This is a genomic window from Amycolatopsis tucumanensis (assembly GCF_021654135.1).
GTDB classification, from domain to species: Bacteria; Actinomycetota; Actinomycetes; order Mycobacteriales; family Pseudonocardiaceae; genus Amycolatopsis_E; species Amycolatopsis_E tucumanensis.
Genome location: NZ_JAKGSD010000002.1, coordinates 224,203 through 241,908 on the forward strand (window position 1 = coordinate 224,203; position 17,706 = coordinate 241,908).

Below are 17,706 nucleotides of genomic sequence, written 5' to 3' on the forward strand. Positions count from 1 at the left end.
TGCCGTTGTCGGCCAGTCGCCCGCCTCAGCGCGCGAACTGGTAGTGGATGGACTCGGTGTCCGGATCGGTGAGCGGGCTGCCGTTCCAGAGCCAGTCGTAGGACACGTCGGACTCGCCGTCGAACCGGCGCAGCTTCTCGTCGCGCTCGCGCTGCTCGGGGCCGTCGGGGAGGTGGTAGAAGCTCATGTTCTGCAGGGAGGCGTCCTGGACCATCCCCGCGTGCTTGGCGCGCCGGTCGACGTAGCGGATCAGGGCGCCGTCGATCCCGTCGCGGGTGACGCGGCCCAGCTCTTCGGCCAGCACCGCGGCGTCCTCCATCGCCTGGGAGGCGCCCTGCGCCTGGTAGGGCAGCATGGCGTGGCAGGCGTCGCCGAGCAGGGCGACCCGCCCGTCCACCCACACCGGGTCACGCCGGCGCCGGTACATGGCCCACACCGACACGTCCTCGTCCTTGGCCTTCGACAACACGGTCGGGACCCGATCGTCCCAGTCCTGGTACTCCGCCGCGAGCTCGGCGGCGGTCGCCGGACCGCTCCACTCCCGTTCGATCGTCTCACTGCACGGCACGATCGCGACCACGTTGAGGTACTGGCCGCCGCGGATCATGTAGTGCACGAGGTGCTTGTCCGGGCCGTACCAGATGGTCGAGTGGTAGCGGTCGACGAGGAACCGGGTGGCCGGGTCCTGGGCGACCAGGTCCCCGGGGATCAGCGCGCGGTAGGCCATCTCGCCGGAGAACACCAGGGTGTCGTCGAACCCGGCGAGGTCGCGCACGGCCGAGCGGATGCCGTCGGCGCCGATCACCACGTCGCCGGTGAAGCGGCGGCCGTCAGCGGTGATCACGGACGGGCGTTCCGGCTGGGCGCGGTCCAGCTCGACGACCCGCGCACCGGTCGCGACCTGCACCACCGGGCCGTGGCCGTCCGGGTCCACGCACGCGTCCAGCAGCACGCCGTGCAGGTCGGCGCGGTGGTAGTGCCAGTACGGGGCGCCGTAGGTGTCGGTGACCCGCTGTCCCAGCGGCAGCTGGGCGATGATGCTGCCGTCGGCCCACCGGCGGCGGACCTGGTCCTGCGGCTCGGTGCGCACCCGTTCGAGCTGGGGGCGCAGGCCCAGTCCGATGAGGATGCGGCTGGCGTTGGGGGCGGTCTGGATGCCCGCGCCGATCTCGCCGAGTTGCGGCGCCGCTTCGACCACGGTGACCCGCAGTCCTCGTTGCCGCAGCGACAAGGCCGCGCACAGGCCGCCGAGGCCGCCGCCGACGACCACGACTTCGAACGACTGGCTCGCGCTCATGCCGGCCTCCTCGTCTCGTCGCCCGTGCCCGCGAGCAGCCGCCCGGCGCCGGGCACGCGCGGCTCCAGCCCGAGCTCGGTCAGGATCCGGTGCGTGGTCGCGGTGGCCGCCGACAGGACCGGGATCCCGATCTCGTCCTCGACAGGCTGGATCGACGGCAGCGACGGCATCTGCACGCACGCGGACAGCACCAGCGCGTCCACTCCGGACAGATCGAGCTTGCGGTGGTGCTCGCGCAGGTCGGCCGGGTCCAGCCGGGCCACGGCGAGATTGTCCGGTACTTCGAGCGACAGCGCGTCCACCACCTCGACCCCGGCGTCCTCGATGTAGTCGGCCACGGCCTGCGTCAGCGGCTTCAGGTAGGGCGTGATGATCGCGATCTTGCGCGCGCCGAGCGCGGCGATGCCGGACAGCAGCGCACCCGCGCTGGACACGACCGGCGCGGCGCAGCCCTCGGCGCGCAGGACGCGGGTGATGTCGTCCTCGGCGGTGCAGTGGTACCCGGGGCCCTGCGCCATGATCGCCACCAGGCACGCGGTGGCGACCACGTCCGGGCGGGCGTCGGCGAGCTCGGCCGCCGCGCGCCCGGCCTGGGCGTTCATCGCGCGCAGCTGCTCCGGGTCGACGTGCTGCATGCGGGCGCGCGCGGAGTGGAAGACGAACCGGTCCCCCGGCTCGGTCTCCTCACGGGCGCGCAGCATCCGCGGCAGCTCGGTCTCCATGGTGAGGTTCGAGCTGGGGACGATCATCCCGATGTGGTGGTCGGTCATCGCTTCTCCGCCGGGCGCATGTCCTTGACGGTCAGCTCGCCGGCGTCGACGATCAGCTCGTCGTCGAGGTAGAGCGAGTTTCCGCGCATCGGGATGTCGAAGTGGCACGGCGTGTCGTTGGGGCCGCCGAGCTCGTTGTTGGGGCCGATGGAGAACATCACGTTGCCGTAGAAGCTGCGCAGTTCCATGCCCATGCCGCCGGGGAACTGGGTCAGGCCGTGCCAGTGGGCGCGTTCGTCCAGGCCCCAGCCCACGTGGCTCATCCCGTAGCCGCGGGGGTCGTGGAAGCTTTCGATGTAGGAGCGCAGCAGGTCGGCGTCCAAACCGGACGATCCGGCGCCGCCGCGGATGTCGCGGATGAAGCCCTCCTCGATGGTGATCTCCACCGGGGTCTGCACGTAGGTGTTGAACGGCAGCAGCACGTCGCCGGGCGAGAGCACGATCTTGCCGTCGACGCCGTCGTCGGCGCCGCCGGTGAACACGAACGCGGCGGGCCAGTGGTCCCAGCGGCCGGGGGTGTCGGTGTAGCCGTACTCCGACATGGTCGGGTACACGCCGAGCCGGTAGGTGACGTCGGTGCCCGCCGGGCTGGTGATCCGCATGGTGCTCGCCTTGGCCAGCAGCTCCGCGCCGATCTCCACGCGCTCGCGGAGTTCCTTGGTGGGCATGAGGCGGGCCAGCAGCTCGGGCGGCTCGACGGCGGTGAGGATGCGCGTGCCGGCCTCCTGGATCGCGAACTGTTCCTTGCTGAACAGCAGGAACGTGCAGTCGACGACCATGTCGACGTCCTTGAGCGCCTCGACCGCGCGGGGGATGTTGCCGAGCCCGGAGTCGCCCACCGCCCAGGCGCCGGACGCGCTGACCGGCGAGGGCAGTCGCATGTGGTAGGTCGCGGCGCCCAGCTGCTGGGCGGCCCACAGGAAGGCGTCGGCGTACTCGGCCCGCTCGCCGCCGCGGGTCAGCACGACCACGGTCTCGCCCTCGTGCACCCCGGAGAACGTCAGCTGGCGCAAGCAGATGTCGTTGAACAGGTTCTGGTCCATCGGTGACCACCTCCGCCTATAATCCGAACACGTATTATCCGGATACGCAAGAGTTCGCGGGCGAGAAGCAGGACTGCAACACGAGCGCAATAGTCCGGACACGTAGGATCACGGGAAGCCGCGAGCCTGAAGTCATGGGGAGGGTCTTGATGGGTGAGCCAGTGCGGGCAGGCCGACGCGGCCGGGGAGCCCCGGCCGTCACACCGGCGCCGCCCCCGGATCTCCTGGCCGCCCCCGGCTACGGCGCCCGCCGCATGTACCAGGCCTACCTGGCCGCGTGGAACCGCCACGTGGACCCGGTGCTGACCGGTCCCCAGTTCGCGGTGCTGTCCGCCGTGCGCGCCTACCCCGGGAGCGACCAGAGCTCCCTGGCCGGGGCGGTCGCGCTGGACACGTCCACGATGGCGGACCTGTGCCGCAGGCTCGAACAACGCGGCCTCATCCGGCGGGTCGAGTCGCCCCGCGACGCGCGCCGCAAGCTGCTGTCGCTCACCGAGGAGGGCTCGGCGGTGCTCACTCAGGTGAACCGCCGGGCGCGCCGCCTGGACAAGGCGCTGCTCGGCTCGGATTCGGGCGACGTCGACGTCGCGGGGCTGCTGAACACGCTGGGCGCGCGATGGGAAGCCGTGGCGGCGCTCGACGAGCTGGACTGACGACCGCTCGCCCGGTCAAGGGACGCGCAGTCGCTGTGCGCGCCGGGACGCAGCGCGGCACGACGGGCCGTCCCGACGCTCACGCCGGATTCGGCTGCGCCGGCTTGGCCGCGCCGTCCGGGCCGCCGCGGCGATCACGGTCGCGCCGCCTTACTCCGATTTCGTTTGAGACCACGGTCGCGCCGCGGGCAGGATGCCGGGCATGGATCTCCTCGCGGTGCTGCCCGCCTTCGCCCTGGCCGTGGTCCTGATTTCGGCCTCCCCGGGGCCGGCGATGGCCCTGATCCTGCGCCGGGCGGCGGTGCGGGGATTCCGCGGAGCCGTGCCGACCGTGCTCGGCCTCGAAGCCGGGCTGTACCTGTGGGCGTTGTTCGCCGCGGCGGGGCTCGCAGCACTGGTCGCCGCGTCCGAGGTCGCGTTCCTCGTGCTGCGGATCGTCGGCGCCGCGTTCCTGATCTACCTGGGGGTCAAGGCGTGGCGGTCGGCGTGGCGCCCGGCCGCGCCCGCTGACGAGCCGCCCACGGCGTCGGCCAAGGGCTGGGCCAAGGCCTTCGCCGAGGGCGCGCTCGTCATGCTGGCGAACCCGAAAGCGGCCGCGTTCATGATCGCGTTCTACCCGCAGTTCGTGCCCGACGGCCGGCCGTTGTTCGCCACGACCGCGCTGCTCGCCGTGTTCCAGGTGGCCCTGGAGACCGTGCTGTACCTGGCGCTGGCGGCCGCCGTGGGCCGGGCAGGCGGGTGGTTCCGCCGGTCCGCGGTGCGCCGCAGGCTCGACGCGATCAGCGGGACCGTTCTGGTCGCCCTCGGCGTGCGGATGGCCGCGGAGAGCCGGTGACTGTCAAAGGGCCCGGTCGAGGCCGTCGGTCAGGGCGACCGGGCTGATCACGAGGTGGTCGAAGCGCCAGCCCCGCTCGGTGCGGCGCGCCCGGTAGTGGTGGATCCCGGCGGCGATGGCCTCGGTCTTGTCGTCGAGGACGAACACCGCGATGTCGTGGGCCCGCACCGTGGCGGTGTCGCCGTCGACGTCGATGACGAGGTTGGACTTGCTGTGCAGGGTGCGGGCGTAGGTGTCGTGGTTCGAGCGTGCGAGGTCGACGAGCGCCTCGATGCCCTTGGCCTCTCCGCGCGCGGAGGTGACGACGACGTCCTCGGTGAACAGCCGGTCGGTTTCGTCGTAGCGGTGTTCGTCGATCCACAGGCTGTGGCGGGCGACGAGGTCCGCGAGTTCGGCGCGGTCGGCGAGTTCGCGGATTCGGGTTTCGGTGGCGATCATGGGATCTCGACTCCTGATATTTCATTAGGCCGACAAATGTTTGTGCCGCTAACGATAGCACGGTTCTTGGCGCGAGGGTTGCGCCCGCGCGGTCCGTGGTAGTCCCGCTCCGAGGAGGGCGGACATGGTGGAGCGGGCCGAGGTCGTCGTGGTCGGCGCGGGGTTGGCCGGGCTCGCCGCGGCCCGGACCCTGCAGCGCGCCGGGCTGCACGTGCTCGTCTGCGAGGCCGGGGACGACATCGGCGGCCGGGTGCGCACCGACGTGATCGACGGTTTCCGCCTCGACCGCGGGTTCCAGGTGCTGCTGCCCGCCTACCCGGCCGTGCGCGAGATGGTCGACGTCTCGGAGCTGCGGCTGCAGTACTTCACTCCCGGGGTGGTCGCGGACGGGCAGGCGCTCGCACCGCCGTGGCGGCACCGGAACGCGGCGCGGGACCTGCTCGCCTTCGGCGCCGGGCGGCCACGGGATGTCGCGGCGCTGCTGGCGATGTCGGCGCGGGACGTGCTCGCGCCCGCCCGTCGGCTCAAAGCGGGCGGGGATTCGACAATCTCCGAGGACCTGGCCCGCCGCGGGGTCAGCCCGCGGACGGTCGACGAGGTGCTGCGCCCGTTCCTCGCCGGCGTGTTCCTGGACCGTCCACTGCGGACCTCGGCGCGGGCGTTCCACCTGGTGTGGCGGAGCTTCCTGCGTGGCGGCGGCGCCTTGCCCGCGTCCGGGATGGGCGCGCTGCCGCACCTGCTCGCCCGCGACCTGGTGCCCGGGACCGTCCGATGTGGAGTGCGAGTGACCGGGATCTCCGGCGAGGGCGTCACGACCGACCGCGGCGAGGTGCGGGCGCGGGCGGTCGTGGTGGCCGCGCCCGAGGCCCTGCTGGGCGTGCCCGAGCCGGACTGGCACGCGGTGACGACCTACTACTACCGGACGAGCGGCCGCCCGCCGCTGCGGCAGCCGACGTTGCTCACCGACAGCGGCGAACTGCTGCTCAACACGGCGGTGATCAGCGCGGTCGCGCCGGGGTACGCGCCGCCGGGGCAGACGCTGGTCGCCGCGTCGGTGCCGGAACGCTGCGACACCGGCAACGAGCTGGAGCCGCACGTGCGGACCACGCTCGCGCAGGTCTACGACACGACGACCACGGACTGGGAGCTGGTGGAGACCTACGCGATCGCGCGGGCGCTGCCGGTCATGCCGGCCGGCCACCCGCTACGGCAGCCGGTTCGGCTCGCGCCGGGCCGCTACGTGTGCGGTGACCACCGGGACACCAGCTCCATCCAGGGCGCGCTGGTGTCCGGTCGCCGCGCCGCCGCGGCCGTGCTCGCGGATCTGCACTCCGGAACGCTGCCCGGCGACGATGGCCGCTAGGGCGAGCGCGAACCCGGTGAGCTGGACCGGCCCGAGCGTCTGCCCCAGCACGACGACGCCGAGCAGCGCGGCGACCATCGGCGACAGCAGGCCGAGCACCGCGACCGAGGTCACCGGCAGCCGGGTGATCCCGCGGAACCACAGCACGTACGCCAGCAGCCCGCCGACGAGCCCGAGCCACACGTAGCCGAGCACGGCGGGCAGGTCGACCGCGGGTGGCGCGCCCTCGACCAGGAACGTCACCGGCACCAGGAACAGCCCGCCCGCGGTCAGCTGCCACGCGGCGAACGCGGTCGGACCGGCCCCGGCGGGGCGGCCCCACTTCTTGGTGAGCGTGACGCCCAGCGCCATGGTCGCCGCGCCGCCCAGCCCGGCCAGGATCCCGGCCGCGTCGAAGCCGGCGGCCGGGCCGAGCACGACCAGGCCCACCCCGACGACGCCGGTCACGCCCCACGCGAACCGCCACGCCAACGGGCTTTCCCGCAGCACCGCGACGGCGAGCACGGCCACGACCAGCGGCTGCGTGGCGCCCAGGGTCGCCGCGACGCCCCCGGGGAGCCGTTCGGCGGCGACGAACAGCAGCGGGAAGAACAGGCCGATGTTGAGCACGCCGAGCGCGACGGCCTTCCACCACCAGGCGCCGCGCGGCAGCGTCCGGGTGACGGCGAGGGCGATCAGGCCCGCGGGCAGCGCCCGGAGCAGGCCCGCGAACATCGGGTGCGCGGGCGGCAGCAGTTCGGTGGTGACGACGTAGGTCGAGCCCCAGACCACGGGCGCGAAGGCGGCGAGTGCGGTGTCGCGGAGTTTCACGGTTCCAGTCTTGGCGTCCGCGATCGATGAGTCCAACACATGTTCGTCAAGTGATCCATCGTGATGCACGATGGATGGGTGGAACTCCAGCAGATGCGCTACGTCGTCGCGGTGGCCGAGACGGGCAGCTTCACCCGTGCCGCGCAGCGGTGCCTCGTGGTGCAGTCGGCGCTCAGCCACCAGATCGCCCGCCTGGAGCGAGAGCTGGGCGCGCGCTTGTTCGACCGCACCAGCCGCCGGGTGCGGCTGACCGCGGCGGGCGCGGCGTTCCTGCCCGCGGCGCGGCAGTGCCTGGACTTCGCCGAGCGGGCGGCGGCGGAGGTGGCGGCCGCGGTGGGCGAGGTGCGCGGGCGGCTGAGCCTCGGGGTGATCCCGACGGTCGCGGCGGTCGACCTGCCTGCCGCACTGCGCGAGTTCCGGCGGCGGTACCCGCAGGTGCGGGTCGGCCTGCGGATGGCGGCGAGCCACGAACTGGTCGAGCAGGTCCGGCAGGGCGCGCTGGACCTGGCGTTCCTCGGCCTGCCCGTCACAGCGCGGCCCGAGGGCGTGCGGGGACACGAGCTGGCGCGGGACCGGCACGTCGCGGTGGTCGCGCCCGGGCACCCTCTGGCGGGGCGGTCGTCGGTGGATCTGGCCACGCTCGCGGCGGAGCAGTTCGTCGACTTCACGGCGGGCACGCCGGGTCGGGCCCAGTCGGACCAGGCCTTCGCCGCGGCCGGTCTGCACCGCGAGGTGGCGTTCGAGGTGACGACGGCCGAGCTGATGGCCGGGCTGATCCGGGAGGGCCTCGGGGTGGCGATGCTGCCGTCGACGTACGCGCCGCAGTTGTCCGGCGTGGCGACGGTGCCGGTCACCGACGCGCCCGGCCGGGTCGAGCACCTGGTCTGGAGCACAGCCGGCCTCACCCCGGCGGCCGCCGCCTTTCTCGAGGTGCTGGGGGTACCGGTCAGTTGACGCCGTCCGCGGTCGCTGCCGCTGGGGCCACCGGAGTGAACGGGCGCAGCTCTTCGCGGCCGCCGTGGACGACGATGCACGTGGACTCGGGCACCTCCCGCCACGCGCCACGCAGTTCGCCCAGCGGCTCGGACACCACGAGCCGCGCGTCGTCGGACAGCACGTGCAGCGCCGGGTTGTCCGGGTACTGGTGCCGGAGCGTGGACACGTCGACGCTGTGGAACAGCGACCTCGACCGGGCCTCGCTGGCCACCGCGGCGACCGGATCGGCCTCCAGGCCGAAGGTCACGGCGAGGTAGAACAGGATCTCCGAGTCCGTGGACCCCTGGATCTCCGGGAAGACCAGCGGGTCGACGGCCAGGGTGAGCTCGCGTCGCACGGCGGGAAACCCGGCGACGAGCCCGTTGTGCATCCACAGCCGGCGGCCGTGGCGGAACGGATGGCAGTTCGTCTTCTGCACCGCCGATCCGGTCGACGCGCGGATGTGCGCGAACACGTGCCCGGATTCGAGCTGCGCCGCGATCTCCCGGAGATTGCGGTCGTTCCAGGCGGGTTCGGTGCTCAGGAACACCCCCGGAGTCGGCACGTCGCCGTACCACCCGACACCGAACCCGTCCCCGTTCGTGGTTTCCGCACCAAGGCGCGCGTGCTTGCTCTGCAGGACGAGCGAGTTCGCGGGCTTGTAGAGGAGCTCGTCGAGGCGCACGGGCGAACCGGAATACGCCAGCCAGCGACACATATCGGGCCTCCCACGTCGGCAAGCACTCCCCCACTGTCGCCGCCACGCGATCCGCGGTCCTCGTCCGCGACGGGTGAGGTCCGGCACCCGGGCTGGGCGCGCCGTCCCGCTGACCGCGCCCCACGGGGCCGGGGTGGGCGGCCACCCCGTCCCCTGGCCTGCTCAGGCGAACAACTCGCTGCGTTGCGCCGCGAGCTTGATCAGCCCGCCCGCTTCGAGCATCTCGAGCAGGAACGGGTCCGCCGGCTCGGCCGTGCGTGTCGCGCCGGTGGTCTCGTTGCGGAACTCCCCGGTGGCGATGTCCACGGTGAGCTCGTCACCGTCACTTGCCAGCGTGCTCACCCCGTCCAGCGCGAGCGCGGGCAGGCCGATCTCGAAGCAGTTGCGGTGGAACGTCCGCGCGAACGTGTCCGCCACGACGCACCCGATGCCGGTCGCCTTCAGGGCCTTCGTCGCGATCGCCCGGCCGGAGGACTGGCCGAAGTGCCGCCCGGCCACCACGATGTCGCCGGGCCGCACCCGCTTCGGGAACTCCGGGTTGAGGTCCTCCAGCACGTGCTTGACGATCTCCGCCATCGGCTCGAACACGTGCTCCGACTTGACGAGCCGGTCGGTCGGGATGTTGTCGCCGAACTTCCAGCAGCGCCCGGTGAACCTCATGCTGCCACCTCCGTGATCTCGCCGGCGACCGCCGACGCCGCGACCGTGGCCGCGGACGCCAGGTACATCTCCGCCTCCGGGCTGCCGTTGCGGCCGGGGAAGTTGCGCGAATGCGTCGAGATCATCCGCTCCCCCGCCGCCATCGCGCCCATGTTGATGGCCTGGTTCGACCCGGTGCTGGGCGGGAACCACGTCGCGCCCGCCTCGTGCAGCGGCAACACCAGCCCTTCGCGCATCGCCTCGGAGAACACCTCGCGGCTCGAGGGCACGATGTTGAACCGCACCGACGGGTGCACCCTCCGTCCCCGCAGCACGGCGGCCGCGGTCCGGATGTCCTCCAGCCGCCCGCCGCCGTGCCCGCCGAGCTCGGCCCAGCCGACCGGGGTGCCCGCGGCCTCGCCGACCGGGCGGACATTGCCGACCGTGGGCGGGCAGGCCACCTGCGGCACCACTTCGCCGACATCGAACCGCAGCACCCGCGCCGGCTCTCCGGTGCCCTCGGGTTCGGCGAAGGCGCACTTGGCCCCGAGGTCGACGCACAGCAGCGGGAACAGCCAGCGGTCCCAGAACTCCAGCTGCTTGACGTACGGCCCGGCGAACTCCAGGGCCGCGTAGTTCAGCTCGCCCTCGCCGATCCGCCCGACCAGCCACAGCGCGATGTCACGCGGCGTCGTGCCCGGCCGGGGGGTGCCGGACAGCTCGATGCGCACCGTCTGCGGCACCTTGAACCACGCCTTGCCGTAGGGCAGCACGGTGCCGGCGTGCGAGTCGTTGCCCAGTGCGACCGCGAGCGCGCCGACCGTGCCGTGCACGGGCGTGTGGCTGTCGGACCCGACCACGATCATCCCGGGCTTGACCAGGCCGCGCCGCACCAGCACGTGGTGGATGTTCCCGCTGCCGCAGTCGAACAGGTGGATGCCGTGCCGCCGTGCCCACTCCCGGTTGAACTCCAGCACCTCCGCCTGCCGTTCGGTCGGCGGCGAGAACTGGTGGTCGAACACCATCACCACCCGGTCCGGGTAACGCACCTGGGCGCCGGGGATGCGGTCGAACACGCCCGCGGTCAGGTAGCCGGACAGGTCGTGCATGATCAGCCGGTCGACGTTCGCGATCACGATCTCGCCGGGCTCGACCGAGGAGCGCCCGCCGGCGCGGGCCAGGATCTTCTCGACGGTGTTCATCGCGCCACCGCCACGATCTCGGCGGGGTGGGCGATGCTGCCGCGGATCGCGGTCGCCGCCGCCGTCGCCGGGCTGCCCAGGTAGATCTTCGAGTCGTAGCTGCCCATGCGGCCCTGGAAGTTGCGGTTGGCGGTGGAGAAGGTGACCTCGCCGTCGGCCATCGCGCCGCCGTTACCGGCGCAGGCGCCGCAACCCGGGTTGGTGACCATCGCACCCGCTTCGATGAGCGTGCCGAGGATCCCGTCGGCCGCCGCCCTGGCCATCACCGTGGCCGAGGCGGGGGTGACGATGAGCCGCACCCCGTCGGCCACCCGGTGCCCGGCCAGCACCCGGGCGGCGATGGCGAGGTCGTCGTACTTGGCGTTGGCGCACGAGCCGATGAACACCTGGTTCACCTTCGTGCCCGCGACCTCGTCCACGCCGACGACGTTGTCCACCGTGTGCGGGACGGCGACCTGCGGCTGCAACGTGGACGCGTCGACCGTGAGCTGCCGCTCGTACCGCGCGCCCGGATCGGGCAACAGCACCTCGTAGTCCCCGGCGCCCGCCTCGTCGAGGTAGGCCAGGGTGGTCGGGTCCGGGGCGACGAAGGCGTTCTTCGCGCCCATCTCCATCGCCAGGTTGCAGAACGTCATCCGCTCCGACACCGACATCGCCCCGGTGAACGAGCCGCCGAACTCGACCGAGCAGTAGGTGGCCCCGTCGGCCCCGAGGTCGCCGATCAGCCGCAGCATGACGTCCTTCGGGTAGGTCCCTGGCGGCAGTTCGCCGTCGACGTCGATCCGGATGCTCTGCGGCACCTTCATCCACAACTTCCCGGTCACCCACGCGGCGGTGATCTCGCTGAACCCGACGCCGGTGCCGAACGCGCCCAGCGCGCCGTAGATCGTGGAGTGCGAGTCGGTCCCGATCACCAGCTGCCCGGGTTTGATCAGCCCCTTCTCCATCAGCACGATGTGGGCGATGCCGGCGTTGACGTCGAAGAAGTTCCGCACGCCCATCTTCGCGGCGAACTCGCGGCACAGCTGGTGGTCGGCGGCCGTCTTCGCCGTCTGGGCGGGCGAGATGTGGTCCATCACCATCGCGATGCGGTCCACGTCGTAGAGTTCGGAGACGCCCATGCGTTCCAGCGTCCGGATGCAGCGCCAGCTCGCCGTGTGGCTCATGTAGAGGTCGGGGTAGGCGTCCACGATCTGCCCCGGGTCGAGGTCCGTCTCGCCCGAGGCGCGCTCGAGCGCCTTCTGCGCGAACGTCTTCGCGGTCATGCGTTCCTCCGCATCAGGTAGGGGATCAGACCGCCGGCGGCCAGGATGTCCTGGATGCCCTGGGGATAGGGCGCGAAGGAGAACCTCCGCTCGCCCACCTCCACCACGCCGGCTTCGGGGTCGACCCAGACGGGCGTGGCGCCGTCGACGGCCGCGACCGCGCCGGGGCACTCCACCGCGATCAGGCCGGTGTTGATGGCGTTGCGGAAGAACACCCGCGAGAACGAGGCGGCCACCACGGCCTTGATGCCGGCGCCGATCAGGCAGCTCGCGGCCTGCTCGCGGGCGCTGCCGCAGCCGAAGTTGCGCCCGGCGACCACGACGTCGCTGCGCCGCAGGTGCTCCTGGACGTCCGGACCGAGCGGCTCGAACGCGTGCTCGCCCAGCTCCTCCGGGTCGATGCTCACCAGGTACCGGCCGGGGATGATCACATCGGTGTTCACGTCGTCGCCGAACACGATCGGCGCGCCTCCGGTTCGGGTCTCGCTCACGGGCTCGTCTCCTCCAGGAACCAGTCGGTGGGCACGACGTGCCCGAGTTCGCGCTGCTCGGCGAGTTTCAGCGCGCGAGCGCACACGGCGGCGAACTGGATGCCCATGCCGGTGTTGTTGGCGAAGATCGTCACGTCGTCGCGGCGAGCGCGGGCGGGACCGTCCTCGAGCAGGATGTCGCCGAGCTCCTTGATGTCCTCCCACTTCATCCGCCCGCGCTCCACGGGGCCGAGGATGTCGAACTGCTTGTCGTGGTGGACCTGCTCGCGGGAGAGCACGACGATCCGGTCCGCGCGGTCGAACGTCGCGTCGTCGAGCTCGCGGCGGGTCGCGGTGCCGTCCGGGGAGGTGATCGCGGTGACGTGGGTGCCCGGGTCGAGCCAGGCCCCGTCGAAGCACGGGTCCATCGCCGCGGTCGCGCAGGTGACGATCCCGCAGCCCTCGACGGCCTCGCGCGGAGTCTCGGCCGCGACGATCCGCCGTCCGGTGCGCTCGCTCCAGGTCTTGGCGAACGTCTTGCGGTGCTCGGGGGTCGGGCTGTGGACCCGCACCTCCTCGATGTCCGGCCGCACCATCAGCAGGCACTCCAGGTGCGCCTCGGCCTGCCACCCCGACCCGAACATGCCCGCCACCCGGACGTCGGCGTTGGACAGTTCCCGGATGCCCAGCGCGGAGGTGGCGCCCACGCGCATTTTCTGGATGAAGCTGTCGTGCAGGATCGCCAGCGGCTCCAGGGTCTCCATGCTGTAGAGCGTGACCAGCCCGACGTAGCGGCCGCCGGGCGCGGCCGGGATCAGCCTGCGGCGCTGGACACCGCTGGGCAGGGTCTCCACGCCCGCGATGTCCGAGGTGATGCGCAGGGCCCACACACCGCTGGAGACATTGCCGCCTTCCTGGGACTTGAAGCGGTAGCGGAAGCCGGGGTGGCGCGGGTCCTCGACGGGGAAGTAGGTGTGGTTGCGGGGCCGGTTCGCGCCCAGGCCCGAGGCGAGCTCGCGGTAGGCGGTCTCCAGCGCACCGATGGTCTCTGCTGGGGTGAGGACCTGCTCGACATCCGCGTTCGACAGTATTCTCATGATGCGAGAACTTCCTTTCCGGTCAGGGATTCCGCGCCGGTGGCGGTGACGAGCACGGTGTCGGCCGCCACGGCGTCGCCGCGCTCGACGGCGACCACGACCACCTCACCGGCGCCCAGCACGCGGTCGGGCGATCGGCCGAGGTACTCGCCGTCGGTGGACAGGTCGGCGTGGTGCACCACGCGGGCAGGCACGTCGCCGGTGCGCACCCCGTCGGCCACGGCGCCCACCGCGGCGCGCAGATCCGCCGCCAGGGCCGGGTCCCGGGCCACGCGCAGCCAGCTGGTGCGGTACTGCCCGGTGATCTCGACGGACGTGTCGCTCGCCCGGACGAGCACGTCGGTGAACCCGGCGTCGCGGGCATGGAGTTCGGCGGCGGCGACCCGTTCCCGGTGGGACAGCCCGCTCACCGTGGCCGCCGACACCGCGCCGGCGAGCGCCGTTCCCGCCTGCCGCAACAGCGTCTTCTCGGCCTCGGACGGCCGCAGGCGGAACCGCCGGACCAGGCCGTCGAGCGGACGCACCACCCAGCCGGGAGCCGCGGCGCTGACCTCCTCGATCAGCGGGGCCGGCCACAGGGCGGCGTCGACAAGGCCGAGCGTGCCGGGCTGCCGGTCGTCGAGGAAACCGCCTACCAGCGCGCCGAACGCCTTGCCGCTGCGCAGCTCGGTGAGGGTCGAGGTGCGCCGCATCCACGGATGCACTCGCGGCGACAGCTTCGTCAGCAGCGCGGGGTCGCCGTCGGCGGGGATCGCGAGCATCCCCTCGTTCCAGTAGATGCACAGGTTCGTCAGGTAGGCGATGTCGTCGGAGCGGTGCACGTCGCCGTAGCAGAGCGCGACCTCGACGCCCTCCGCGGTCAGCTGCTCGCGCACTGCGCCGATGCGTTGGCGCCACTCGGTTTCCGGGATCTCCCCCGGATCGCGGACGACGAGACCTCGCTTCATCAGGCGTTCACCTCGTTGGTTTGGAAGAGCTTGCGCTCGGTTTCGACCAGGACCTCGCAGCCGTCCGCGGTGACGCGGACGGGATCGCCGAGCACGTGGTAGCCGGCGATCGGCGTGTAGGTGTTGGGGTGGATGATGAACACCGAGTTCTCCGGCAGTACGGTGTGGTTGCCCTCGATGATCGGCGTTTCGTCCATGTGCAGCCCGTGCCCGTGCCCGCGCACCCGCGTGTACTGGCTGGTGCAGTACTCGCCGTAGCCGTGCCGCCGGAACACGTCGTTCTGCGCCACCGCGACCTCGTGCGCGGTGACGCCGGGCTTGACGACCGCCATCCCGGCGTCGACCGCTTCGTTGAACAGGTCGAACGACCGCTTCTGCGCGTCGCTGGCGGTCCCGACGACCGCGGACCGGCAGATCTGCAGCCAGTACCCGTCCATCTGGGGGGTGAGCTCGGTGCGCACCATGTCGCCGTCCTCCAGCCGGCGGTCCGAGGGCGGTGTCATGCCGCGCACCTCGTCCTTGCCGGAGGCGATGAGCATGAAGTTGTCCTCGGCGCCGAGCCGTTTGATCTCGGCCTCCACCGCGGCCACCACCCGGTACTCGGGCAGGCCGGGTTCGAGCACGTCGACGAACGCCTGCCACCCCGCGGCGCACACCTTCGCGCTGCGCCGCATGCGGGCCAGTTCCCACTCGCTCTTCACCAGGCGCGCCTGGTCGAGCAACGCCGTCGCCGACACGATCTCCGCGGCCGGGAGCGCTTCCCGGACGAGGTCGAGCAGCATCGAGGGCAGCAGCTCGTAGTGGGCGATGCCGATCCGCCGCGCGCGGCTGTCGCCGAGCCGGGTGCGGAACTCGCCCGGCTCGGCCGGGTCGAGGAAGTGCGCGTCGGTGACCCAGCCGCGGCCCGCGATCTCCGCCACGTCCTGCCGCCGCGTCGAGTACGCGCTCGCCTCGCCGGTGGCGGGCAGTGCGACGAACGCGGCGCTGCCGGTCACCCTGGCGTCGGACAGGTACCGCACGTTCTCCCGGCGCCAGCCCGGTCCGAATGCGAGCAGCAGGTCCAGGCCCGTCTCGGCCATGGCGTCCCGCACCTTGCGGTGACGCAGGTCCCGCTCTTGTTCATCGGTCGTCATTCGTTCCCCTATTCCACAGTGGTCGGTGCGGGCCGGTGACTGGGCCGGTCCGGAGTGGACAGTTCGGCGGCGATCTCCTCGACGCTCTTGCCGCGGGTCTCCAGGGTCCCGATCAGCCCGGCGAGGGCCGCGATGCCGGAGAGGACGGCGAAGAGCACGAAGAAGACGTAGGAGGAGGCGTGCCAGGAGAGCACGAACCCCACGGTGACCGGCATGAGCAGCCCGCCGACCTTCTGCCAGGCGGCCGCCCAGCCGAGGCCGGTGGCGCGGTTCGCCGTCGGGTAGAGCTCGCTGGCGTAGACGAACAGCGTGCTGCCGGCGATGCCGCTGCCGAAGAACGTGGCGAGCGCACCGGTCAGCACCACGGCGGCCGTCCCCTGCACCGCGCCCCACACCAGGCACAGCGCCCCGCTGACCAGGAACGCCGGCGCCAGGGCCCAGCGGCGGCCGATGTGGTTGACGAGCTGTCCCGCGATGACGGCGCCGGCGACTCCGGAGGCGGTGATGATGCCCGTGTAGGCGAAGCTCGACAACAGGCCGATGCCGCGGGACTTCAGCACGGTGGGCAACCAGGTGGACAGTCCGTAGAGGAACGCTCCGGCGCACACCTCCATCACCCAGAGCGTGATCGTGAAGCGCAGGTACCTGCCGCGCACCAGGTTGCGCACCGAGCCCGTGGGCTCGCGCCGCACCGCGGAAGCGGGTTCGGCGGCGCCCGTCCCCACCGGGGCGCCGGTGAGCAGGTCGACGATCCGCCCGGCCTGCTCCCGGCGTCCGCGGGAGAGCAGGTACCGCACGGATTCCGGCAGCGTGAGCGCCACCAGCGCGGCGATCAGCACGGGGATCGCGCCGACGAAGAACATCGAGCGCCAGCCCAGCGCGGGCACGATGCCGACGGCCACCGCGGAGGCGACCGGCAGCCCGATGAGCCAGGCGGCCGTGGCGAGGGTGACCATCGGGCCGCGCCGGCGGATGGGCACGAACTCCGCGATGTAGGGCAGGACGATGGCGATCTCGGCGCCCAGCCCGACGCCCTGGACGGTCCGGGCGGCCACGAGCACCGGGTAGCTCCAGGCGACGGCCGCCAGCAGCGAGAAACCGCCGAACACGAGGATCGCGCAGGCGAGCGGGTACCGGCGGCCGAGCCGGTCGGAGGCGATGCCGGCGACCGCGGCGCCGACCAGCATGCCCGCGAACAGCGCCGAGCTGAGCGCACCGGCCTCGCCGCTGGTGAGCGCGAAAGCCGCGATCACGCCCGGCAGGACGAAACCGGTGAGGTTGATGGTGAATCCGTCGAAGAAATGACCCGCGATCGCGGTCAGGTAGATCCGCGTGTGCTGCGGGGTGAACGCGGCGTGGTCCAGGCGGTGGAGCAACTGCGCGTCCGTACTGCCTGATCTGGGCATGGGTGGACACCTCTCTGTGTACGAACACCCTTGATTCACGGCCCGCGACGAGCGGGCCGGCGCGCCCGGCCGTCAGCGGTCGTCGAGACGGCTTTCGGTCTCGGTGTAGATGCGGTGCATGACGGTGAGCAGATCGTCCTTGATCCGCTCGTCCAGCCCCGCGGTCAGCTCGGCGCTGAACTTCTCCAGCGCCAGCCGGCCGGCCTCCTGCGCTTCGCGCCCCTCCGGGGTGAGCGCGAGCGCCATGGTCCGCCGGTCGGCCGCCTTCGTCTCGCGGGTGAGGAGGCCCTGCTTGACCAGCTTGTTGACGCTTTCCGACATGGTGGGCGGGTTGCGGTGGGCCAGGCGGCACAGCGCCATCAGCGACGTGTGGCCCGCGCCCACCCGGGTCAGGATCCGGTACTGCCGGATCGTCAGGGGCACGTCCAGTCCGGCGAGGATCTCGGTCTGCAACCGGGTCAGACGGCCGGCGAACGAGAGCAGCACCTCGTCGAAGGACTGCCCGGCCATGCTGTCCGGCGCGGGCCGGTCGGTTTCGTCGCTCACTTCGCCCACCAAACTGTTCGGTACCCGAAATGTTGTCGTAGCTGAAGGTACCCGGCGCGGGCCGCCGAAGACAAGAGCCAAAAAGCCGCGAGCAGTCCG

General features: G+C 72.1%; 18 protein-coding genes and 1 pseudogene. 4 read left to right on the forward strand and 15 right to left on the reverse strand.

Going from position 1 to position 17,706, the window contains the following annotated elements:
- Nucleotides 1-25: 25 nt before the first annotated feature.
- Genes L2C96_RS04875 through L2C96_RS04885 form a run of 3 tightly spaced genes read right to left on the reverse strand, consistent with a single transcriptional unit; the run spans nt 26 to nt 3,110 of the window.
- Entirely contained in the window at nt 26-1,297 is a 1,272-nt protein-coding gene (locus L2C96_RS04875; protein WP_237335312.1) for an FAD-dependent oxidoreductase, read from the reverse strand.
- Nucleotides 1,294-2,067, reverse strand: a complete 774-nt coding sequence (locus L2C96_RS04880; protein WP_272882004.1) for a maleate cis-trans isomerase family protein — start codon at nt 2,065-2,067, stop codon at nt 1,294-1,296. The genes L2C96_RS04875 and L2C96_RS04880 overlap by 4 nt, the downstream gene beginning before the upstream one ends.
- Nucleotides 2,064-3,110: a 2,5-dihydroxypyridine 5,6-dioxygenase NicX family protein gene (locus L2C96_RS04885; RefSeq protein ID WP_020415999.1), complete on the reverse strand. Its 1,047-nt coding sequence runs from the start codon at nt 3,108-3,110 to the stop codon at nt 2,064-2,066. Before L2C96_RS04885 ends, L2C96_RS04880 begins: the two co-directional genes overlap by 4 nt.
- Nucleotides 3,111-3,259: 149 nt before the next feature.
- On the opposite strand from L2C96_RS04885, the gene L2C96_RS04890 reads away from it, so the two are divergent.
- Both L2C96_RS04890 and L2C96_RS04895 read left to right on the forward strand, forming a co-directional pair.
- Nucleotides 3,260-3,763, forward strand: coding sequence for a MarR family winged helix-turn-helix transcriptional regulator (locus L2C96_RS04890; protein ID WP_237335313.1), 504 nt, complete (start codon nt 3,260-3,262; stop codon nt 3,761-3,763).
- Between the two features lie 202 nt (nt 3,764-3,965).
- Nucleotides 3,966-4,598, forward strand: coding sequence for a LysE family translocator (locus L2C96_RS04895; protein ID WP_237335314.1), 633 nt, complete (start codon nt 3,966-3,968; stop codon nt 4,596-4,598).
- A 3-nt stretch (nt 4,599-4,601) separates the two neighbouring features.
- On the opposite strand, the gene L2C96_RS04900 is transcribed toward L2C96_RS04895, so the two are convergent.
- On the reverse strand, nt 4,602-5,036 hold the full coding sequence (locus tag L2C96_RS04900) for a nuclear transport factor 2 family protein (RefSeq protein ID WP_237335315.1): 435 nt from the start codon (nt 5,034-5,036) through the stop codon (nt 4,602-4,604).
- 124 nt (nt 5,037-5,160) lie between these two features.
- Here L2C96_RS04900 and L2C96_RS04905 point away from each other — a divergent pair.
- Nucleotides 5,161-6,294: pseudogene (locus tag L2C96_RS04905) on the forward strand (FAD-dependent oxidoreductase); the annotation flags it as partial.
- On the opposite strand, the gene L2C96_RS04910 reads toward L2C96_RS04905, so the two are convergent.
- The gene (locus L2C96_RS04910) at nt 6,241-7,209 is read right to left on the reverse strand and encodes an EamA family transporter (protein WP_237335316.1); all 969 of its coding nucleotides are present in this window, start codon (nt 7,207-7,209) and stop codon (nt 6,241-6,243) included. The pseudogene L2C96_RS04905 and the gene L2C96_RS04910 sit on opposite strands and share 54 nt — an antisense overlap.
- Nucleotides 7,210-7,287: 78 nt before the next feature.
- Here L2C96_RS04910 and L2C96_RS04915 point away from each other — a divergent pair, with 78 nt between their 5' ends.
- Entirely contained in the window at nt 7,288-8,163 is an 876-nt protein-coding gene (locus tag L2C96_RS04915; RefSeq protein ID WP_237335317.1) for a LysR family transcriptional regulator, read from the forward strand.
- Here L2C96_RS04915 and L2C96_RS04920 read toward each other — a convergent pair.
- From L2C96_RS04920 to L2C96_RS04965, 10 genes are all read right to left on the reverse strand, one after another.
- Nucleotides 8,156-8,869: a class II glutamine amidotransferase gene (locus L2C96_RS04920; RefSeq protein ID WP_237335318.1), complete on the reverse strand. Its 714-nt coding sequence runs from the start codon at nt 8,867-8,869 to the stop codon at nt 8,156-8,158. The two genes, L2C96_RS04915 and L2C96_RS04920, sit on opposite strands and share 8 nt — an antisense overlap.
- Before the next feature lie 195 nt (nt 8,870-9,064).
- Nucleotides 9,065-9,562: a LeuD/DmdB family oxidoreductase small subunit gene (locus L2C96_RS04925; RefSeq protein ID WP_020416008.1), complete on the reverse strand. Its 498-nt coding sequence runs from the start codon at nt 9,560-9,562 to the stop codon at nt 9,065-9,067.
- Entirely contained in the window at nt 9,559-10,743 is a 1,185-nt protein-coding gene (locus L2C96_RS04930; protein ID WP_237335319.1) for an aconitase family protein, read from the reverse strand. Before L2C96_RS04930 ends, L2C96_RS04925 begins: the two co-directional genes overlap by 4 nt.
- On the reverse strand, nt 10,740-12,008 hold the full coding sequence (locus tag L2C96_RS04935; RefSeq protein ID WP_237335320.1) for an aconitase/3-isopropylmalate dehydratase large subunit family protein: 1,269 nt from the start codon (nt 12,006-12,008) through the stop codon (nt 10,740-10,742). Before L2C96_RS04935 ends, L2C96_RS04930 begins: the two co-directional genes overlap by 4 nt.
- Complete coding sequence (locus L2C96_RS04940; protein ID WP_020416011.1) at nt 12,005-12,499, reverse strand: LeuD/DmdB family oxidoreductase small subunit; 495 nt, start codon at nt 12,497-12,499, stop codon at nt 12,005-12,007. The genes L2C96_RS04935 and L2C96_RS04940 overlap by 4 nt, the downstream gene beginning before the upstream one ends.
- Nucleotides 12,496-13,575 carry an ornithine cyclodeaminase family protein gene (locus L2C96_RS04945; protein WP_020416012.1) on the reverse strand — a complete coding sequence of 360 codons (1,080 nt, stop codon included), beginning with the start codon at nt 13,573-13,575 and terminating at the stop codon, nt 12,496-12,498. Before L2C96_RS04945 ends, L2C96_RS04940 begins: the two co-directional genes overlap by 4 nt.
- On the reverse strand, nt 13,572-14,522 hold the full coding sequence (locus tag L2C96_RS04950) for a hypothetical protein (RefSeq protein ID WP_020416013.1): 951 nt from the start codon (nt 14,520-14,522) through the stop codon (nt 13,572-13,574). The genes L2C96_RS04945 and L2C96_RS04950 overlap by 4 nt, the downstream gene beginning before the upstream one ends.
- The gene (locus tag L2C96_RS04955; protein WP_020416014.1) at nt 14,522-15,655 is read right to left on the reverse strand and encodes a M24 family metallopeptidase; all 1,134 of its coding nucleotides are present in this window, start codon (nt 15,653-15,655) and stop codon (nt 14,522-14,524) included. Before L2C96_RS04955 ends, L2C96_RS04950 begins: the two co-directional genes overlap by 1 nt.
- Nucleotides 15,656-15,663: 8 nt before the next feature.
- Nucleotides 15,664-17,061, reverse strand: coding sequence for an MFS transporter (locus L2C96_RS04960; protein WP_084505991.1), 1,398 nt, complete (start codon nt 17,059-17,061; stop codon nt 15,664-15,666).
- A 72-nt stretch (nt 17,062-17,133) separates the two neighbouring features.
- Nucleotides 17,134-17,607, reverse strand: a complete 474-nt coding sequence (locus L2C96_RS04965) for a MarR family winged helix-turn-helix transcriptional regulator (protein WP_237335321.1) — start codon at nt 17,605-17,607, stop codon at nt 17,134-17,136.
- Between the last annotated feature and the right edge of the window lie 99 nt (nt 17,608-17,706).

Excerpts from the sequence above, each read along its gene's own strand:
- L2C96_RS04875 (WP_237335312.1), bottom strand. The coding sequence starts at position 1,297 with ATGAGCGCGAGCCAGTCGTTCGAAGTCGTGGTCGTCGGCGGCGGCCTC.
- L2C96_RS04880 (WP_272882004.1), bottom strand. The coding sequence starts at position 2,067 with ATGACCGACCACCACATCGGGATGATCGTCCCCAGCTCGAACCTCACC.
- L2C96_RS04885 (WP_020415999.1), bottom strand. The coding sequence starts at position 3,110 with ATGGACCAGAACCTGTTCAACGACATCTGCTTGCGCCAGCTGACGTTC.
- L2C96_RS04890 (WP_237335313.1), top strand. The coding sequence starts at position 3,260 with ATGGGTGAGCCAGTGCGGGCAGGCCGACGCGGCCGGGGAGCCCCGGCC.
- L2C96_RS04895 (WP_237335314.1), top strand. The coding sequence starts at position 3,966 with ATGGATCTCCTCGCGGTGCTGCCCGCCTTCGCCCTGGCCGTGGTCCTG.
- L2C96_RS04900 (WP_237335315.1), bottom strand. The coding sequence starts at position 5,036 with ATGATCGCCACCGAAACCCGAATCCGCGAACTCGCCGACCGCGCCGAA.
- L2C96_RS04925 (WP_020416008.1), bottom strand. The coding sequence starts at position 9,562 with ATGAGGTTCACCGGGCGCTGCTGGAAGTTCGGCGACAACATCCCGACC.
- L2C96_RS04930 (WP_237335319.1), bottom strand. The coding sequence starts at position 10,743 with ATGAACACCGTCGAGAAGATCCTGGCCCGCGCCGGCGGGCGCTCCTCG.
- L2C96_RS04935 (WP_237335320.1), bottom strand. The coding sequence starts at position 12,008 with ATGACCGCGAAGACGTTCGCGCAGAAGGCGCTCGAGCGCGCCTCGGGC.
- L2C96_RS04945 (WP_020416012.1), bottom strand. The coding sequence starts at position 13,575 with ATGAGAATACTGTCGAACGCGGATGTCGAGCAGGTCCTCACCCCAGCA.
- L2C96_RS04950 (WP_020416013.1), bottom strand. The coding sequence starts at position 14,522 with ATGAAGCGAGGTCTCGTCGTCCGCGATCCGGGGGAGATCCCGGAAACC.
- L2C96_RS04955 (WP_020416014.1), bottom strand. The coding sequence starts at position 15,655 with ATGACGACCGATGAACAAGAGCGGGACCTGCGTCACCGCAAGGTGCGG.
- L2C96_RS04960 (WP_084505991.1), bottom strand. The coding sequence starts at position 17,061 with ATGCCCAGATCAGGCAGTACGGACGCGCAGTTGCTCCACCGCCTGGAC.